15 protein-coding genes are annotated in these 18762 nt (G+C 36.2%); 12 read left to right on the plus strand and 3 right to left on the minus strand.

Translation table 11 applies throughout. The features are described from left to right. The first annotated feature begins 24 nt into the window (after positions 1-24). Complete coding sequence (locus ACFSCX_RS02615) at positions 25-903, plus strand: MurR/RpiR family transcriptional regulator (protein ID WP_377926546.1); 879 nt, start codon at positions 25-27, stop codon at positions 901-903. 319 nt (positions 904-1222) lie between these two features. On the opposite strand, the gene ACFSCX_RS02620 is transcribed toward ACFSCX_RS02615, so the two are convergent. Further along, positions 1223-2401, minus strand: coding sequence for an ROK family protein (locus tag ACFSCX_RS02620; RefSeq protein ID WP_377926547.1), 1179 nt, complete (start codon positions 2399-2401; stop codon positions 1223-1225). A 167-nt stretch (positions 2402-2568) separates the two neighbouring features. Here ACFSCX_RS02620 and xylA point away from each other — a divergent pair, with 167 nt between their 5' ends. The 9 genes from xylA to ACFSCX_RS02665 all read left to right on the plus strand — a co-directional run bounded on the left by xylA (position 2569) and on the right by ACFSCX_RS02665 (position 14754). Continuing rightward, positions 2569-3891 (plus strand): xylose isomerase, encoded by a 1323-nt coding sequence (xylA, locus tag ACFSCX_RS02625; protein WP_377926548.1) that lies wholly within the window; start codon positions 2569-2571, stop codon positions 3889-3891. Positions 3892-4015: 124 nt separating this feature from the next. Then, the gene (gene xylB, locus ACFSCX_RS02630; RefSeq protein WP_377926549.1) at positions 4016-5524 is read left to right on the plus strand and encodes a xylulokinase; all 1509 of its coding nucleotides are present in this window, start codon (positions 4016-4018) and stop codon (positions 5522-5524) included. Positions 5525-5560: 36 nt separating this feature from the next. Beyond that, on the plus strand, positions 5561-6607 hold the full coding sequence (locus tag ACFSCX_RS02635) for an aldose epimerase family protein (protein WP_377926550.1): 1047 nt from the start codon (positions 5561-5563) through the stop codon (positions 6605-6607). A gap of 155 nt (positions 6608-6762) precedes the next feature. After that, positions 6763-8529: a cache domain-containing sensor histidine kinase gene (locus tag ACFSCX_RS02640; RefSeq protein ID WP_377926551.1), complete on the plus strand. Its 1767-nt coding sequence runs from the start codon at positions 6763-6765 to the stop codon at positions 8527-8529. Then, positions 8504-9271 carry a response regulator transcription factor gene (locus ACFSCX_RS02645; RefSeq protein WP_377926552.1) on the plus strand — a complete coding sequence of 256 codons (768 nt, stop codon included), beginning with the start codon at positions 8504-8506 and terminating at the stop codon, positions 9269-9271. Before ACFSCX_RS02640 ends, ACFSCX_RS02645 begins: the two co-directional genes overlap by 26 nt. A 175-nt stretch (positions 9272-9446) precedes the next feature. After that, on the plus strand, positions 9447-10700 hold the full coding sequence (locus ACFSCX_RS02650) for an extracellular solute-binding protein (protein ID WP_377927058.1): 1254 nt from the start codon (positions 9447-9449) through the stop codon (positions 10698-10700). Positions 10701-10807: 107 nt separating this feature from the next. Next, the gene (locus tag ACFSCX_RS02655; protein ID WP_377926553.1) at positions 10808-11686 is read left to right on the plus strand and encodes a carbohydrate ABC transporter permease; all 879 of its coding nucleotides are present in this window, start codon (positions 10808-10810) and stop codon (positions 11684-11686) included. Positions 11687-11695: 9 nt separating this feature from the next. Beyond that, entirely contained in the window at positions 11696-12595 is a 900-nt protein-coding gene (locus ACFSCX_RS02660; protein ID WP_377926554.1) for a carbohydrate ABC transporter permease, read from the plus strand. Between the two features lie 26 nt (positions 12596-12621). Next, positions 12622-14754: a glycoside hydrolase family 52 protein gene (locus tag ACFSCX_RS02665; protein ID WP_377926555.1), complete on the plus strand. Its 2133-nt coding sequence runs from the start codon at positions 12622-12624 to the stop codon at positions 14752-14754. Positions 14755-14823: 69 nt separating this feature from the next. On the opposite strand, the gene ACFSCX_RS02670 is transcribed toward ACFSCX_RS02665, so the two are convergent. Then, on the minus strand, positions 14824-15462 hold the full coding sequence (locus ACFSCX_RS02670; protein WP_377926556.1) for a YesL family protein: 639 nt from the start codon (positions 15460-15462) through the stop codon (positions 14824-14826). 851 nt (positions 15463-16313) lie between these two features. Between ACFSCX_RS02670 and ACFSCX_RS02675 the strand changes: the two genes are divergently transcribed. Next, on the plus strand, positions 16314-17228 hold the full coding sequence (locus ACFSCX_RS02675) for a phosphotransferase family protein (RefSeq protein ID WP_377926557.1): 915 nt from the start codon (positions 16314-16316) through the stop codon (positions 17226-17228). 34 nt (positions 17229-17262) lie between these two features. On the opposite strand, the gene ACFSCX_RS02680 is transcribed toward ACFSCX_RS02675, so the two are convergent. After that, entirely contained in the window at positions 17263-18120 is an 858-nt protein-coding gene (locus tag ACFSCX_RS02680) for a serine hydrolase domain-containing protein (protein ID WP_377926558.1), read from the minus strand. Between the two features lie 126 nt (positions 18121-18246). Here ACFSCX_RS02680 and ACFSCX_RS02685 point away from each other — a divergent pair, with 126 nt between their 5' ends. Continuing rightward, on the plus strand, positions 18247-18756 hold the full coding sequence (locus ACFSCX_RS02685) for a helix-turn-helix transcriptional regulator (protein ID WP_377926559.1): 510 nt from the start codon (positions 18247-18249) through the stop codon (positions 18754-18756). Positions 18757-18762 lie beyond the last annotated feature (6 nt).

Here is an 18762-nt window from a genome sequence, read left to right on the forward strand (position 1 = left end):
AGCAAATAGAAAGATGTGGTGCTCATGTCAGTCATGAATGGTGGACTTATCATGCTCTCGGAAATGCTTTCGAAGCTTCCACCCTCTGAAAGTAAAATCGCTTCATATATCCTCCAACATCCCCAAGAGGCCATTTCCCTAACTGCAAATGAATTAGGGAGGCGGAGTAATACGAGTGGAGCAGCGGTCATAAGACTATGTAAATCATTAGACTTAAAAAGTTTTCAAGATTTAAAGCTTCGGATTGCTGGTGATTTACATAAAACAGAGGAACACGGGTTTAGAGACATTGAACCAAAGGAATCCATTAGTTCTATAATCGAAAAAATGACGAATAATAGTATTCATACGATTCGCGAAACGTCAGAGCTTTTAAGTAATGATGAGTTGACTAAAGCAGTAAATGCTATACAACGAGCAAAGACGATACACTTTTTTGGTGTTGGAGCTTCAAATATCATCGCCAAGGATGCCCAGCAAAAGTTTCTCCGAATCAATAAATATGCCAATGCGTTCTCTGATTTACATTTGGCTGCGACTGCTATTGCAAATACTGGCAGTGATGACGTTGTTGTTGGGATTTCCTTTTCAGGGCAAACACAAGAAGTAGCCAAACTACTTGAACTTGCAAAGCATAAAGGTGCTGTTACGATTAGCCTAACGAAATATGGATCATCCATTGTTTCTAACCAGGCTGATTATCGCCTATATACTTCTGCAACAAAGGAGCCTACCTTCCGAAGTGGTGCAACGTCTTCAAGGATTGCACAATTACACGTCATCGATATTTTATTTATGTGTGTAGCCTCACAAGAGTATGAAGAGACTGTAAAGCATTTGGACGAGACTAGGGAAGCAATCGATTTTATAGCGAAAAATCACAATTCACGAACTAAAGGATGATACGTAAAAAATCCACCGCTCCCATTGTATGAAGGAGCGGTGGATTTTTTTATCCCGCTCCAACTGGCGCTAAGACCCCCCACTTCAAAACTTTAGATGAAATCGAGAAGTTTAAGTGGGGGATAAGCGCCAGTAAGAACCCGATAATATGAACACATCCTGTGGCAACGTCTGTGTGACCCACATCATGCGGGCCTCATCTAACAATCAGTGAGGGATGAGGAAACCCTCCACTGATTGAAGTTTCACTTTATTATCTTTATTTTGAGGAGGTACGATATTGGTGACGGTAAAATGGGTTCATGTGAATGAGTGCTGGTCACTTCGACTCATTCAATTCCTCAAATAATGTACTTATGAGAAACGTATCAATAACATATGCTGATACGCCTAAAGCAGAAGAGTAGATGGATAGTTCAGAGAAACTAATATCTAAATCCTCAAGGCTATGCGTTAGCGTATGGTTATTAATAAAGTGGCGAAGCGGATGATATAATAAGTCTTTTGCCATCGCGAGACGGTTACCAATAATAATTTGCTGAGGATTGAAGGTATTCACGATATTATTAACGCCAATACCAAGATATTTTCCTATCGTATCAAAGACATTTTTAATACCCTTGTCAGTTCTAGCAAGCTCAATTAAATCTTCAAGTGAGAGGTCCTTTTTGGAATTTAGGTGAAGCTTTGCAGCCTTTATTAAGGCTTGTTCTGATGCATATAACTCAAAGCAACCTCTACTTCCACAGCTACAAGCTGTTCCATTTTCTTCGACAATCATGTGGCCCATTTCTCCTGCGAGTCCGCTCGAACCACGGTATAGCTCATTGTGTAAGATGAAACCTACCCCAATCCCAATCCCAGCACTAATGTAGATAAGATTCTCATATCTCTTTCCTGCTCCAAATTGCTTTTCTGCATACGCTCCTGCATTGGCTTCATTTTCAACGATTATAGGAAGATTAAATTCTTTCTCTAACTCATCTTTAATGCTTATATTTTTCCAACCTAAATTTGGTGCAAGTAATATTTGACCGTCTTTGTTCACAATGCCAGGAACACCGATTCCAATTCCAATAACACCATATGGACTGTTTGGTGCTGATTGGAGTAGAAGGTGGACCATTTCCTTTACGAGCTTCACTGAATGATTAAATTCTACATCTTTTAACCAAGTTTTTTGTTCTTCGATGATTTCCCCATTTAAATTTGTAAGTACTCCGAGGATATAATTGACACCAAGATCAATTCCAATTGTAAAACCAGCATGCTCGTTGAACAATAACATCACGGGGCGTCTGCCACCACTAGATTCACCTGGACCAATTTCGTAACAAAGATGAGCTTCTAGCAATTCATTGATAAGAGAGGACACCGTTCCTTTTGTTAACCCTAATTTACTAGCAATCTCTGCACGAGAAATAGGTGCATCATTCTTAATGATGGTTAATATTTGTTGTTTATTATTTGCTTTTCCAACTTGTTGATCCCATTTCATATCATAAGCCCCTTAACTATAAGAAAAAATATAATCGTTCTTTTCTTTTATACCACAAAATTAAAGATTTTAAAAACTTAGTTTGTTCACTCGACAAACTAAGTTTGCGTTGTTATAATTCAATGTAATGGAACCGATTTCAAAAACGTATTCTAGGGGGTTTTATGATGAGTTATTTCAGTAATGTCAAACAAGTAACGTATGAAGGCCCAAATTCTACAAATCCATTTTCATTTAAATATTACAATCCTGATGAATTAATTAATGGAGAGAAGATGGAGGAACTATTCCGATTTGCTGTTTCATATTGGCACACCTTTACTGGAGAAGGAACAGATCCGTTTGGACAAAGTACGATGGTAAGGCCATACAATAAATTTTCCGGTATGGATTTGGCGAAAGCACGTGTAGAGGCTTCTTTCGAATTTTTTGAGAAGATGAATGTACCCTACTTCTGCTTTCATGATTCTGATATAGCTCCAGAGTCTAATAGTTTAAGAGAAACCTTCCAAAATGTAGATGAAATCGTCGGAATCATAAAAGAGAACTTAAAAACGAGTAAAACGAAATTGCTTTGGAATACGGCTAATATGTTTTCTCATCCTAGATGGCTAAACGGAGCAGCAACATCACCAAATGCAGAAGTATTTGCTTACGCTGCCGCTAAGGTGAAGAAGGGACTAGAGATTGGGAAAGAATTAGGGGCTCAAAATTATGTATTCTGGGGTGGACGTGAGGGATACGAAACCTTACTTAATACAGATATGAAGCTTGAACTTGATAATCTAGCTCGATTTTTTCATATGGCTGTTGATTATGCAAAGGAAATTGGCTTTGATGGTCAATTTCTAATCGAACCAAAGCCAAAAGAACCAACGAAGCATCAGTATGACTTTGATGTGGCAACAGGTCTCTCTTTCTTACAAAACTACGGGTTAAAGGATTACTTCAAGTTTAATATTGAGGCTAACCATGCAACGCTGGCAGGTCATACATTTGAACATGAATTACGCGTAGCTCGTATTCACGGTATGCTAGGCTCGGTTGATGCAAATCAAGGTGATACTTTATTAGGATGGGATACAGATGAATTCCCAACAGATTTGTATTCTACCACATTAGCGATGTATGAGATTTTAAAAAATGATGGTCTCGGTCGAGGTGGATTAAACTTTGATGCTAAAGTTAGAAGAGGTTCTTTTGATCCAGAGGATCTGTTTTTAGCTCACATTGCCGGTATGGATAGTTTTGCAGTCGGTGCGAAAGTTGCACAAAGATTAATAGATGATAAGGTATTTGATCACTTTATCGAAGATCGTTATAGCAGTTATAAAGAAGGTATTGGACTTGATATTATGGAAGGAAAGACAAACTTCCATCAATTAGAACAATATGCCCTTGGAATTGATAAGATTGAAAATAAGTCAGGTAGACAAGAAAACTTAAAGGCTATTCTAAATAAATACTTAATAGATGCTTATCGCGGATAATAACGTTAATGCTGGACTACATAAAAGTGATCCAGCATTTTTCCTAGAATGATAGACTTTCAGATATACGTTCCGTGAAGAACTGTGGACAACATCTTTTCAAACAATGATAAGGGGTGTGGGTATGAAATATGTAATTGGAATTGACCTTGGTACGAGTGCTGTAAAAATAGTCTTACTTACTAAATCAGGGGAAATTTGCTTGGAGGTATCTAAAGACTATCCTCTAATTCAGGAAAAGGACGGGTATAGTGAGCAGGATCCAAGGGAATGGATTGAACGGACGATTGAGGGTTTACAAGAGCTTGTTGGTCAATTTCAAGGTGATGTTAACTCAATAGAAGGAATAAGCTTTTCTGGTCAGATGCATGGACTTGTCTTACTTGATAAAGAACATAATGTATTGCGAAATGCCATTCTTTGGAATGATACAAGAACAACTGAACAATGTAAGGAAATCAACAAATTAGTTGGAGAGGAGCAGCTGTTACAAATAACGAAAAATCCAGCATTAGAAGGCTTTACTTTACCTAAGCTATTATGGGTGAAGCAGCATGAACCGGATGTACTAAAGGAAACTTCTGTTTTTATGCTGCCCAAAGATTACTTGCGGTTTATAATGACCGGACATATACATAGTGAATATTCAGATGCTGCAGGAACACTATTATTGCACGTTGCTGAAAAAAAATGGAGTGAGGAAATTTGTCATCTAGTTGGGCTTAATATAGCAATATGTCCTCCTCTTGTTGAGTCACATGATTGTGTAGGAGAACTTACAATGACATTTGCAGAGAGGACTGGGTTATCCCCATTAACTAAAGTATTTGCTGGTGGAGCTGATAATGCTTGTGGAGCAATAGGGGCATCGATTTTGTCAGAGGGTAAGACTCTCTGTAGTATCGGAACTTCAGGGGTCGTTCTTTCCTATGAGGAAAAGAAAGATCGAGATTTTAATGGGAAGGTCCACTATTTTAACCATGGTAAGGAAAATGCTTTTTATACGATGGGGGTCACTTTAGCCGCAGGGTATAGTTTGAGTTGGTTTAAAGAAACTTTTGCCAAAGACAATGATTACAACACGCTACTAAATGGAGTTGCTCATGCTCCAATTGGAGCTAATGGACTTCTTTTTACTCCTTATTTAGTAGGTGAAAGGACACCACATGCCGACTCGCTTATTAGAGGAAGTTTTATCGGGATTGATGCTTCTCATAGAAGAGATGATTTTACACGAGCGGTAATTGAAGGAATTACATTCTCACTTATGGAATCGATTGAAATTCTCCGTCTACACGGTAAAACGATTGATACGATTATATCTATAGGTGGGGGAGCCAAAAGTGAAACATGGCTCCAAATTCAGGCAGATGTCTTTAATGCGAAAGTGGTTGTATTGAATAATGAACAAGGTTCAGCAATCGGTGCAGCAATGTTAGCAGCGTTCGGTTGTAACTGGTTTACCACATTAGAAGAAGGAGTAGAACAACTCATACAACCTTACAAAATATATGAACCAATTTCCGAAAATGTTGAGAAATATAAACAGTTATATTCACTTTATAAGGAAGTTTACAAGCAAACACAGAAGTTAAGTGGACATTTAAAGAGTTTTCGAAGCCGAGAAGAGTAAAAGTAACGATATACATATCTGAAATGAGGGTGATCTATGAAGGTTATAGAAAGCATTTGCGGCACTATTAACGGAAAGCCAGTTAAGTCCTATTCTATTTTAACTGATCGTGGATTTAAATTAACATGTATCGAGTATGGTTGTATTATTACGGAAATTTTGGCACCAGATCAATATGGAAAAGTAGAAAACATAGTATTGGGATTTGATTCGTTGGAGGAGTATATTCCCCAATCAAGTTATTTTGGTTGCGTTATAGGTAGAGTCGCGGGAAGAATTCGAGGTGCAAGCCTTATGATAGATGATGTATTGTACGGTTTACCTAAGAACCATGGAGAGCATAATCTGCATGGGGGACCAAAAGGTTTTGACCAAGTAATATGGGATTCAACCATACAATGCGATACAGATGAGGTGAGCATTAAGTTCTCCTACAATAGTCCGAATGGAGAAAATGGTTTTCCAGGTAACTTATATACAAACGTCACGTATACGGTTACGAATAGCTCTGAATTAATCATCTCATATCGAGCTATATCTAATCAAAAAACAGTTGTAAATTTAACAAACCACTCATACTTCAACCTAAGTGGAGATTTGAAACGAACAATCCTAGACCATGAATTAACTTTAAAAAGTGAGCGATATCTAGAGCTTGATGAAGACCTCATTCCAACTGGAAATTCATTGTTTGTTAAAGGGACTGTATTTGATTTTCGGCAAGGGCAAACATTATCCACTGGAATCGAATCAAATGATCCTCAAATGAGAGTGGCTAAAGGAGGGTATGATCATCCTTTCCTACTGAGTACGAATAATCAAAAGGAGATTATCTTAATGGATAAAGAAAGTGGAAGAAGATTAGTAATGGAAACAGATGAACCATCAGTCGTCCTATATACTGGAAATAGTCTTGGTGGGGTTCATTTCATAAGAGGAACGAAGTCTAAAAAATACCTTGGATTATGTCTCGAAACTCAAAAGCCGCCGAATATGATTAATCATCCAGATTTCCCTTCCTATCTATTAGATAGAAATAAGGAGTACACATCAAAAACTAAAATTAGATTTGAAACTATATAATATAACGTATGTTCTCAGTCGACAAGCAGGAGTCTTAGGATAAAGCTTGAATTTTTAATAAAGCAATATAGTCTAGCGAAGAAAAGCTGTTTTGATGCAGCCAAGATTCTATTAATTGCCTATACAGAGGTTTGCTTCCTGAGAGGATGAGAGCATTGAAGACGATTTTGAATAGACACAATACCTTACGGAATCAAATTCTAATTGTCTACCTATTTGCAATGGTGACTGTCCTTTTTGTTGTAGGAGCAATGACATATGTGATTGTTTTAGATTTAATAACTGATAAAGCTGAGAAACAAATGCAGCAAACAGCGATTGAAGCAACCGGTAGAATGGAATCGTTATATCAGCAAATCAATCTGTTTACAATCCAAGTCGCAACGAACTCGAAGATACAACAAATGTTATCAAGTAACCCCATGAAGGATGCTCCCTCATTCAATGAAAGACAATCCTTAATGGATGAGATTAATAAGTTTCAAATTTATTCGAATGGGATTACGTCTCTGGAGCTATATTCAAAAGATTTATCTAAAGTTATTCCTTTAGATGATGTTAACCTAAAGAATCGATTAGCTATGGAATGGATTAAGCTAGCTGAAGAAGAAAAAGGGGGACTCGTGTGGGTTGGGAAAGATCTGAACTACCCTAATCATTTCTTGACAATTAGGAGAGTAAGTTTGATTGATCATTCTTATTCTACAGGGGGATATTTAGTTGCACATATTAATCCATCTTATTTTCAGCCACTAGGCTCGAATCAAGACTCCGAGCATCATGACTATATGATTTTGTTAGATAAAGATCATGTACCTATTACGACTAACTTTCCAGGGGAAATACAAAAGATTGTCAACGAAACACAATCCATCATAACGATAAATGAAACCGATTACATGGTTGTCAAGCAGCATTCTAATAAAACTGGGTGGACACTTGTTATTCTAACTCCTGTGAAAAAGCTAATGGAGGGTGTATCCGTCCTACGCACAGCAACATTTTTGACAGGTATCTTTGGATTTTTATTATTTATTATCCTTTCCTATTTTCTCTCTACAATCATTACAAGGCCAATTTTCAAACTAACTCAGGCAATGAAAGATAGTGGAAAGAAGGAGCTGAGATTAAATAGAGGCGTCTCATCTACCATTGAGATCAACGAGCTTAATCGTACGTATAATCAAATGGCAGAGGAAATCAATCATCTCATACAGGTAGTGTATGAAAAAGAACTCATTAGAAGTAAAACAGAGCTAAAAGCGTTACAATCACAAATTAATCCTCACTTTTTATTTAATACATTAAATGCTCTTTACTGGTCCTTAGTGGAGAAAGAAGAGGAACAATTGGCAGATTTGATAATATCTATGTCAGACCTTTTCAGATATACAATCGATCACAATATGAAAGACGAGTGGGTCACAATTAAACAAGAAATCAATCATATTGAAAAGTACATGCATATCATGAAATTTAGACTCGACCGTTTTTCTTGGACCATTCATGTTCCAGAAGAATATGAGCTTGTCCAAATTCCGAAACTCTTAATTCAGCCATTGGTTGAAAATGCCATCGTCCATGGTATCGGTAATAAATCTGAGGAGACAATGATTACGATCTCCATCACTCGTTCATTCACATCTAATAACCTCGTATGTAAAGTAATAGATGATGGCCAAGGAATGGACGAAATAACGTTAAATAGAGTAAGTAATCTGATGGAATCAGGTAGTGGTAGCGTTTCGAAGGGGAAGGGAATAGCATTAGCCAATGTATACAAGAGGCTTCAGCTTTATTATCCTAACGAGGATATCGAGCTTCTCCAAATAGAAAGTGAAGTGAATAAAGGGACGTGCTTTACTTTTGAAATACCATTAACTGGAGGTATTGTTCATGCAAAAGACAATTTTAATTGTTGATGATGAACCGGTAACAAGACAGGGCCTAAAAAAAACATTAGAGTCATGGGCATTATCAAAGTATAAAATTGTTTCAACAGATCATGCAAATTCCGCTCTAGAAGTTTTAAATAATGAAAAAGTTCATTTAATTATAACCGATATTTGTATGCCAGGAACTACAGGTTTAGAAATGCTCAAACTATTAAAAGAAAAACATCAATTTCCGGTTGTCATTATTATTTCAGCTCACTCCGATTTTAATTATGCGAAGGAAGCTATTGAGATTGGAGTTGTTAATTATTTGTTGAAACCGATAGATAAGCAAAAATTAATTATAGAGGTTGAAAAGGCTTTAGAAATTGAACAAAAGCGCGAAAGAGTTGATATGATTGAAAGAGTAGTGGATGACCAATTAGTGAATATAAAAATGGAAGATCAGATAGATAGCCAAGTAAAAAGAGCAATTAAATTTGTGGAAGATAATATGAGTAATCATGAAAAGTTATGCCTAACAGAAGTGGCAAAGCAAGTTCATTTAAATGCAAGTTATTTTAGTGTACTTTTTAAAGAGCATACGAACATGACTTTTAGTGAGTATGTGACAAGATGTCGAATTCAAAAAGCAAAAAATTTACTATTAACATCATGTTTATCAATTAGTGAAATTGCTGAATTAGTGGGCTACCGGACACCTAAGTATTTTAATAAAATTTTTAAGGAATATGAAGGGCTTACTCCAAGTCAGTATAAAAAGAAATAACATTCTGAAGAATCCAAAAATTTTATACTTTTTCCTAATGGTTGTTACCTTACTCCCTTAAATTGTCAGTGGTAAGATTAAATGGTAAAGGATCTGACTTAAAAAGGGGGATATTATTTTGGAGAAAAAGAAAGCGTTTTCAATACTCGCTCTGCTAGCTCTTGTACTATCACTTATGCTAGCTGGGTGCTCTGGCTCAGAAGAAAGTAGTACTTCTTCAAGTGGGGAAAAAGTAACGATAAAATTAATGCACTTATGGCCATCAGGGAGTTCAAAACAACACCATATGATTGTCGAAGATATTATTGAAGAGTATGTGAAAGAGAACTCGAACGTTACGATTGAAACGGAGATTTTATCAAACGAGCAATATAAAGAAAAACTAAAAGTATTGGCAGCGTCTAACGAACTTCCAGATGTAGGGATGACATGGGCTGCTGGATTCCTAGAACCGTATGTTGACGGGGATATGTTTGCGTCATTAGATGATCTATTGGATGGAGGATTAGGTGATTCGTTTATTTCAGGAACAACTGAAGCATATGCTATAGATGGTACAACATATGGTCTTCCACTTGAATTAAATATTGCACCAATCTACTATAATAAGAAAATATTTGATGAGTACAGTTTAGATGCACCACAGACGTACGATGATTTTGTGAAGGTGGTCAAGACCCTAGTAGAAAATGATGTTGCACCAATTGCATTAGGAAATAAGGACCGATGGACGGGCTCAATGTGGTATATGTATTTAGCAGATCGATTTGGTGGTCCACAAACATTAACAAATGCGATTAATCGCACAGGAACGTTTGAAGACCCAGCTTTAGTAAAGGCAGCTGAAGAAATTCAGAAGTTAGTAGATATGAATGCCTTTGTTAAAGGGTTTAATGGACTTTCGAATGATGAAGCAAAAGGCCCATTTATGAATGAGCAAGCAGCGATGTATTTAATGGGGTCATGGGAATTACCGAACTATACGACAAATGAGGACGTTCCACAAGAATTTAGAGATTCCATTGGTTTCTTTAAGTTTCCAACCGTTTCAGGTGGAAAGGGTGACATCAATAGCTTTGTTGGTGGCCCAGGAGTTGGATTGTTCGTAGCAGAGAATTCAAAGGTAAAAAAGGAAGCAAAAGAATTTGTCAAATTCTTTGTAGAAAAATGGGGTGAAAGATCTGTTACAGATGCAGGTGTAATCCCTGCTACAAAGGTTGATACCTCATCCATTGACTTACCACAAATGTACATTGATGTATTAAATGAGCTAAGTAATGCAAGTAATATCACTTTATATGCTGACGTTCAAATGAGCCCATCTGTTGCACAAGAGCACTTAAACATGATTCAATCCTTATTTGGTCAGCAAATAACTCCAGAGGATTTTGCTAAAAAACATGAAGAAGCTCTTGAAAACGATCAATAATAAAAAGAGATGTTTAAAAAAGGACATATCGATTTTTCTTGATATGTCCTTTCCTCATATTGTTCAAGAGGAATCTATCAATCTGTTATAGATAAGGGGATGAAACGATGAATAAGGTCATGTCCAATAAATTCATCATTGCAATGTACGTATTACCTGCCCTTTTATTAATCATGCTATTAATCTACATCCCGATTTTATTAACAGGGTATTACGGATTGATGAAGTGGAATGGTATTGGGGATATGTCATTTATTGGGCTAGATAATTATATCAAGCTATTAAAAGATAAATTATTTTGGAATAGTGCTTTCCACTCCTTTTTATTAGCTGCTTTTTCAGCCATTAGTTTGATAGGCTATCTGGCTATTTCACTGATTCTAGCTGGAAAAATAAAAGGTGCTAACCTTCTCAGGAAAATCTATTTGCTTCCAATGTTATTATCTTCAGTGGCAATCGCTCAGCTTTGGCTAAAGATTTACCATCCATCGAATGGATTGTTGAATAGTTTACTTTCATCGCTTGGAGTGGATGATCCACCATCATGGTTAGCTGAGCCTAAGCTCGTCTTACTCGCTATATTTGTCCCGATTATTTGGCAATATGCCGGATTTTATATATTGATCTATTATGCCGCCCTCAAAAATATACCGGAAACCATCATTGAAGCAGCTAAGATTGATGGTGCATCGCCTTTTCAAATTGCCTATAAAATTAAACTCCCACTTATCTCAGGCGTGATTAAAGTAACAATTGTTTTGGCCATAGTGGGTTCATTAAAATATTTTGACTTAATTTATGTGATGACTGGCGGAGGACCCAATGGATCTAGTGAAGTAATGGCATCCTATATGTATCAAAAAGCGTTTGCTAGCTATGATTTTGGTTATGGTAGTGCAATTGGATTTTTCTTATTAGTAATTTGTCTAATTGTCACTTGGCTGATTAGAAAGCTAACTGAAACAAAAGATGAAATTCAATATTAGGGGGGAATGATGAAATTGGAAACAGCTAAGCAAAAGGTAAATATAAGACCTGTACAAGAAACACACACACCTATTGTAAATGTACTATCCAAAATCGGATTTGGGATCCTGTATTTCGTGTTAGGGATTATTGCTTTCCTTCAAATCTATCCATTAATTTGGCTCATTTTCTTCTCACTTAAAGATAACCAAGAGGTGTTTAACGCTTCTCCATTTTCATTACCTGCAAATCCAAAATGGGAAAACTATGTAACTGTATGGACAGAAGGAAATATTAGTCTATACTTCTTCAATAGTGTATGGATTACAGCTGTGTCGGTCATACTTACTGTTATTTCGGCTAGTTTAGTAACGTTTGCCATTACCCGTATGCAGTGGAAGTTTAATAAGCTTGTACTTGGCTTATTTATGGTAGGAATTATGATACCTGTTCATTCAACCCTTATCCCATTATTTAATTTCTTCTTAACCATAAATTTAATTGATCATCCCTTAGCGGTTATTCTGACGTATACTGCGTTTAATCTTCCATTAACCATCATGATACTGCTAGGTTTTTATTATACGTTGCCCAGAGAGATAGAAGAAGCTGCTGTCATGGACGGTTGTTCTGTACACAGAATCTTTTTCCAAATCACCTTGCCTATGACGATGCCCGTTATATCAACTACAGTCATCATTAATATGATTTATAACTGGAATGAATTTGTGTTTATTAATACGTTTATTAGTTCTGATAAGCTGAAAACATTGACTGTAGGAATACAGAATTTTATCGGCCAATATGCGACCGATTGGGGCGCTATCGGAGCTACATTAGTTATTAGTATTCTACCAATCTTAATCGCCTTCCTATTTTTAAGTAATAAAATTGTTGAAGGCATTGCATCTGGGGCAGTGAAGGGATAAATTTTAAAAGAAAGTAGGGGGATAACATGAGTAAGAATATGTTTTTTAATGCACATCACTCACCAATCGGAGCATTCTCTAGTTTTACTCTTGGGTTTCCGGGTAGTGGTGGAGGTCTTGACTTGGAATTAGGGCGTTCCCCACGTAAAAATATTTTTATCGGTGTCGAATCACTCGAGAAAAATGGAGTATATGAAGCACTACCTTTTTTTGATTTTGGGGAGGATGAAAGTAAACGATATAATATTGAAAATCCAGACCCAACCCCTAATAAACCTAAAATCATTTTTCCTTTTTCAAGAGAAGAGGTAAAGCGAGATTTCAGGTTAGGAACAGATACTTGGTCTGCTGGTGATCTAAGCTTTACCATTTTTTCACAAGCAAGCTCTGTTCCCGAACCTGGAGTAGGTAGTGATGAGGAACTTAAGTTAACCATTGTTCCTGCTGTCATTGCACAATTAACCATTGATAATACAAAAGGGAATAAAACGAGAAGGGCATTTTTTGGTTACGAAGGAAGTGACCCATATAGTTCGATGAGACGAATCGATGATACGTGTGATGGAATTTCTGGTGTTGGGCAAGGGCGTCTGACAGCGATTGTTTCATCGGACAAAGAAGTTAAGTCTGCTATGCACTTTAGCTTAGAGAATATCTTAACGACTCCATTTGAAGAAAATTGGACATTTGGACTTGGCCCAATTGGAGCATTAGTCATGGATGTTCCTGCAGGAGTAAAAAGGACGTATACGTTTGCTATTTGTTTTTATCGCTCTGGGTATGTAACTGCAGGTATGGATGCCACTTATTTTTATACTCGATTTTTTCACAACATTGAAGAAGTAGCAGAGTATTCACTTACCCATAAAGAAATGATCATAAAACGTGCAGAAGATTCGAATCAACTTGTGCAACAAGCGGATCACTTATCAGATGATCAACAGTTTATGATGTCACATTCGATAAGGAGTTATTATGGTTGTACTCAATTACTGGATTTAGAGGGAGAACCTTTTTGGGTTGTGAATGAAGGTGAATATCGTATGATGAACACATTTGATTTAACGGTCGATCAATTATTCTTTGAATTAAAGATGAACCCATGGACTGTTAAAAATGAATTAGATATGTTTGTCAAACGATTTAGCTATGAAGATAACGTGCGTTTCCCAAATGATGAATTGGAGTATCCTGGAGGCATTAGCTTTACCCATGATATGGGTGTGGCAGGCACGATCTCAAGACCCAGATATTCTTCCTATGAATTATATGGATTAGATGGTTGCTTCTCCCATATGACCCATGAACAATTGGTTAACTGGATACTATGCGGAGCTGTTTATATTGAACAAACAGGTGATAAAGAATGGTTAAATAATAATATGGTAATCTTTGAGAAATGCCTGGAGAGCTTATTAAATAGAGATCATCCAGTACCGGAAAATCGAAATGGTATCATGGGATTAGATTCATCTAGGGTAATGGGTGGTGCAGAAATCACAACTTACGATAGTTTAGATGTCTCTTTAGGTCAGGCAAGAAATAATATATATATGGCTGGGAAGTGCTGGGCATCATATATAGCTCTTGAAAAGCTTTTTGCTGAACATGGTAAAGATTCTCTTGCACATGTTGCAGGTAATCAGGCCGAAAAGTGTGCTGAATCAATCGTTAGCTTTGTTACAGAAGCTGGATACATACCGGCGGTTGTCGGAGAGGAGAACGATTCAAAAATTATACCTGCCATTGAAGGGCTAGTCTTTCCATATTACATGAACTGTAAGGAAGCCCTTAGCACAAATGGACGATTTGGATCTTATATCAGAGCTTTAAAGAGGCACTTAGAAACAGTATTAGTGAAAGGTGTTTGCTTATTTGAAAACGGAGGCTGGAAAATTTCATCGACTAGTAATAATTCATGGCTAAGTAAAATCTATTTATCTCAGTTTATTGCTCGTGAAATCCTTGGACTAAAGTGGGATGAAAAAGGCGAAAAATCTGATCATACTCATGTTGAATGGTTAACTCATCCAACGTTATCTGTTTGGAGTTGGAGTGATCAAATTATTTCCGGTGAAATAAGTGGAAGTAAATATTATCCAAGAGGCGTCACTAGTATTCTATGGCTGGATGAGAAAAGAAGTAACTTTAATAGGTAGGAGGGCTATTTGTATAAATATATTTATAGAGAGAGCATTACCAACTGTTAAAACCCCTAGTCCAAAGGATTAGGGGTTAATCGTCTCTTTATATTTTTCTTTCTTACGATCAATGGCTAGAAAGCTTTGATAACAGCACCACATGATCCAACATGCAGTAGCACTTCCGCCAAAAAAAAGTAATAGAGGCGGGAGTATCCTCACAACATAGTAAATCAACATAAGTCCAAGGATCATGATAAAGGTTGGAATGGGACTAATAAGCATGATAAAAAGTGAATTCTTAAACACATGTGGCAGCTTAAGATGAAAATGTACGTCGATTGGAAAAATATATAAGCAAACTAAGCAAAAAATGATAGCTAGCACTAAAAGAGGATATTTACTATACTGTAAGATTCCTTGTGTATGTATTTGTAGGATTGAAAACTCTAAGTAAATGATATACCCAATCATGATAAGGATTCCACCTATTACATTGCTTCTAAACCATTCTTGTTTAAAGATGGTCCAATATGTCTTAAAAAGAGGAAAATCTTCTTGTTTGAGCAACCATTTTCGGATAATCGAGAACATCGCCATTGTCGATGGGAAAAATCCAAGTATAATCATGCCTACAAAAGTAAAGATAATCCAAAGAAAATTAACAAATGCCAATCTCATGATCCATTCACATATTCTATATAAAAAATCACCGATTTTATTCATCAATGCCACTCCTACATTTATCAATACCTTATTCCTATATTATATAGTACTTTATGTATAAAAACATAGAATGATATAGTCATAGTCTATCGAGGTATAAAACATTAAATTCTATATTTGCTATATATTGACAGTTTGATGTGGGTTCGTATATGATTTTTTTTATGATTTTCATTCGAAGGTGGTCGAACAATAGATATGTATTCGATAAACTATGAGTTAGTTACTAGTTTTTACACGTACATAGCTTTTAGAAATTTAAAGGGATTGCACCTTAAGGATGAATGATATACCGAGACAAAATCCAAGTTGCCTGCTAGAATTGCTGCCAATTTCGAAGATGTAAAATGGGTAGCTACTTCATAGAATGGTATTTCTTATTTCTAAATGCCCTAGTAATCAAACAGTGGAAGGGTTTCTACAGTGGTTTTCAAAATTGCCAGCAGGTGAAATATATGAAATCTTATCTCCATGGGTTGAAGCAATTCCAATGAATTTAACGGAAATTAGGGATAAAAGTGTTAGCTTGCTTTCCGATTGGGATAAGCATTATTTTCAATTTATAGAACGTAGTTCTTGAAGGCCAAAAAGGAGCACAAGGATTCAGTGAATTCGGCAGTTTTCTTGGTCCATGGATTGGAGGAATGATCTGCTGCAAGTAGGTGGTACGGTAATGTTTCTCTCGATGGGACTCATAGCACTTTTCAGCTTATTCTTCTATTACATAGGCTTGAAGAAACATCGATTATCAAAAGCAAAGCATGCATTCAGTAGGCCTGAAAAACTTAGAGTATACGAATTAGTCAGTATAATAGATATATTAATACAAAGAAAAAAGTATAGGTGATCATATGAAAAATAAACTCAAACAAGCAGAGGAATTAGAGAAAAAATTAATACAAGTCATAAACAAATCCTATCATGAGTGGGATACAAATACATTGTGTCTAGCAGGATATGGTGTTGAGAATGCGGTGTTTAAAATTGAGAATATGGAAAAGAGGTTATTTGCTATTCGTGTCCCTTGGAATAAGAGAGTGTTAAATGATAATGAAGGGGAGTTTGACAGTAGAATCCAGCTGCAAAAAGAGGCAGAAATCGCCTCTCATTGTTTTAAATACGGGTTGCCAGTTCCGGAAGTGATTCATCTTCACTTAGATGAAGATATCGATTTTCTTGTTTCACACTTTATACGAGGAGATCAAAATCCGACTTCTTCCTATGAGATTGGGTTGCTAACTTCCAAACTTCATCAACTTCCAATTAACAAGCTACGAACTATTGATTCAAGAAAGATGAGTAAAATCCTTTCCGAAAGAATCACGAATCGATTTGAAGTATTCAAGCGGATAACCTCGGTACCGATAGAATTTATAAGTCAAAAAGAACTAGAAACGATCTTACAGCATGACGATGATCAAACTTGTCTCTTGCATATGGATATACGGCCAGCAAATTTAATTAGCGAAAATGGGCAAATCAAAGCAATCGTAGACTGGAATAATGCCCTTATTGGAAATCCAGTTCTTGATGTAATGCGTACAGTTGAAACCAATGAGGTTGATGAAACTGAGTTTTTGAAGGGATATGGTAAAGATGAAATGATTGACATTACACCGCGTATCATCCGCCTCATTTATCGATTGGATACAGCCGTTATGCTTGCAGTTCTATTCCTTTCTTATTTACAAGATAAAGAAAAGGGGGAATATTACACCACACGGGTTCAATCATTATGCAAGAGTATTATAATGGATTTTAGATAGGTAGATAAATAGTTGCTTATCCGTAGGTAAGCAACTATTCTATCATCATTCTTAATATACGATTTGTAACATTTTCGCTTCTTTCAAAATTGAACTCTTTTGGATCAGCTGTAAGAACAATGGCAATGTCCTTATCAGGAATAATGAGAATTTGCTGTCCTCCTGTTCCAATAGCGCGGTATAGATGGTGGTTTTTAAAGGAACTTGTCCAAAAGCCATATCCATAATTCCCATAAGGAAGAGTAGTAGATATCTGTGTTGAGGCAGCTAGGCGTAGCCATTCAGCTGGTAAAATTTCCATATCTAAATAAGTACCATTTTGTAACAGCAATTTAGATAATTTCACTAAACCATCAAATGGAAGCTTAAGGCTAGTGCTTCCAACATTATAGCCATCGGGGTCAGTGCTCCATTTAAAATCGTTAATTTCTAACGGTGAAAATAAAAATTCCTCAGCAAATTCAAGCGCACTTACGCCCGTAGCTTTCGTTAAGATGGCAGATAATAAATGGTAATCCACTCCTTTGTATTTGAAAGATGGAGCCTCCGTTGGTAATTTTAAAATATCATCGACCCAGTGTGTACTGCCACTAATTAAATGATTTAGCTGATGGTCATCGATATCAAATCCTGAACACATAAGAAGAAGATCTCGAATGGTAAGAGAAGAAGGTGCATTTGGTAAATAATCTTGTATTCGTGTGTCAGTAGATTTTATATAGTTTTTCGAGATGGATATTCCAACTAATAGGGACATGATACTTTTTGTCATGGAACGAATATCCCTCGGTCCATCATAACATAGCGTTTGTAGAAGAGAGTTAGTAGAATTTATAACGCTAATATTAATATTCTTTTCATCCTCAAGTATTGAATATAGGTTTTCGTTCATTTATAGTCCTCCGATAAAAATACCGATGTTTTCACCGGTAATCATTCATTTTTTTTTAGTGGATAGAAATGTAATGATTGCTTTATTAAAAAACGGTAAATCATCTGGGAGAAGGGACGTAATTAAATGTTGATCTGTGACAACCTTTTCATTATTATAGGTGCCACCAGCATTTATGAGAATATAAAAGAATTAACGAACATGCTTATACACAACCCATTGGATAAACGTTTACAGGTAGAATTACAGTGGGATCTTGCTGTTCATTTTTTATCCATTCATAATGGATCACATGCAGATAAATTTATCAAAGCAAAGTATAAAACGTTATATCGACCGATACATGGAGCCATTGATTTTTTGCATGAAAATTTTAAGCTAGAAATAGACTTGAACGACTTAGCCAACGTATCAGGTGTGAGTAAATCACACCTATTTAAGTTCCTAACTGGCTTTACACCTCATCAATATTTATTAATGCTGCGACTTAACTATGCTCAAAAACTGTTAATAGAAACAGATTTATCTGTTACGACCATCGCGTTTAAGGCTGGTTTTGGTAGCTTGAGTACATTTGAAAGAGTATTTAAAAAAAAATATAAAATCACTGCATCCTCATTCCGAACAAGTATTTAATCTCAT

The organism is Bacillus salitolerans (assembly GCF_042680805.1).
Taxonomy (GTDB): Bacteria; Bacillota; Bacilli; order Bacillales; family SA4; genus Bacillus_CJ; species Bacillus_CJ salitolerans.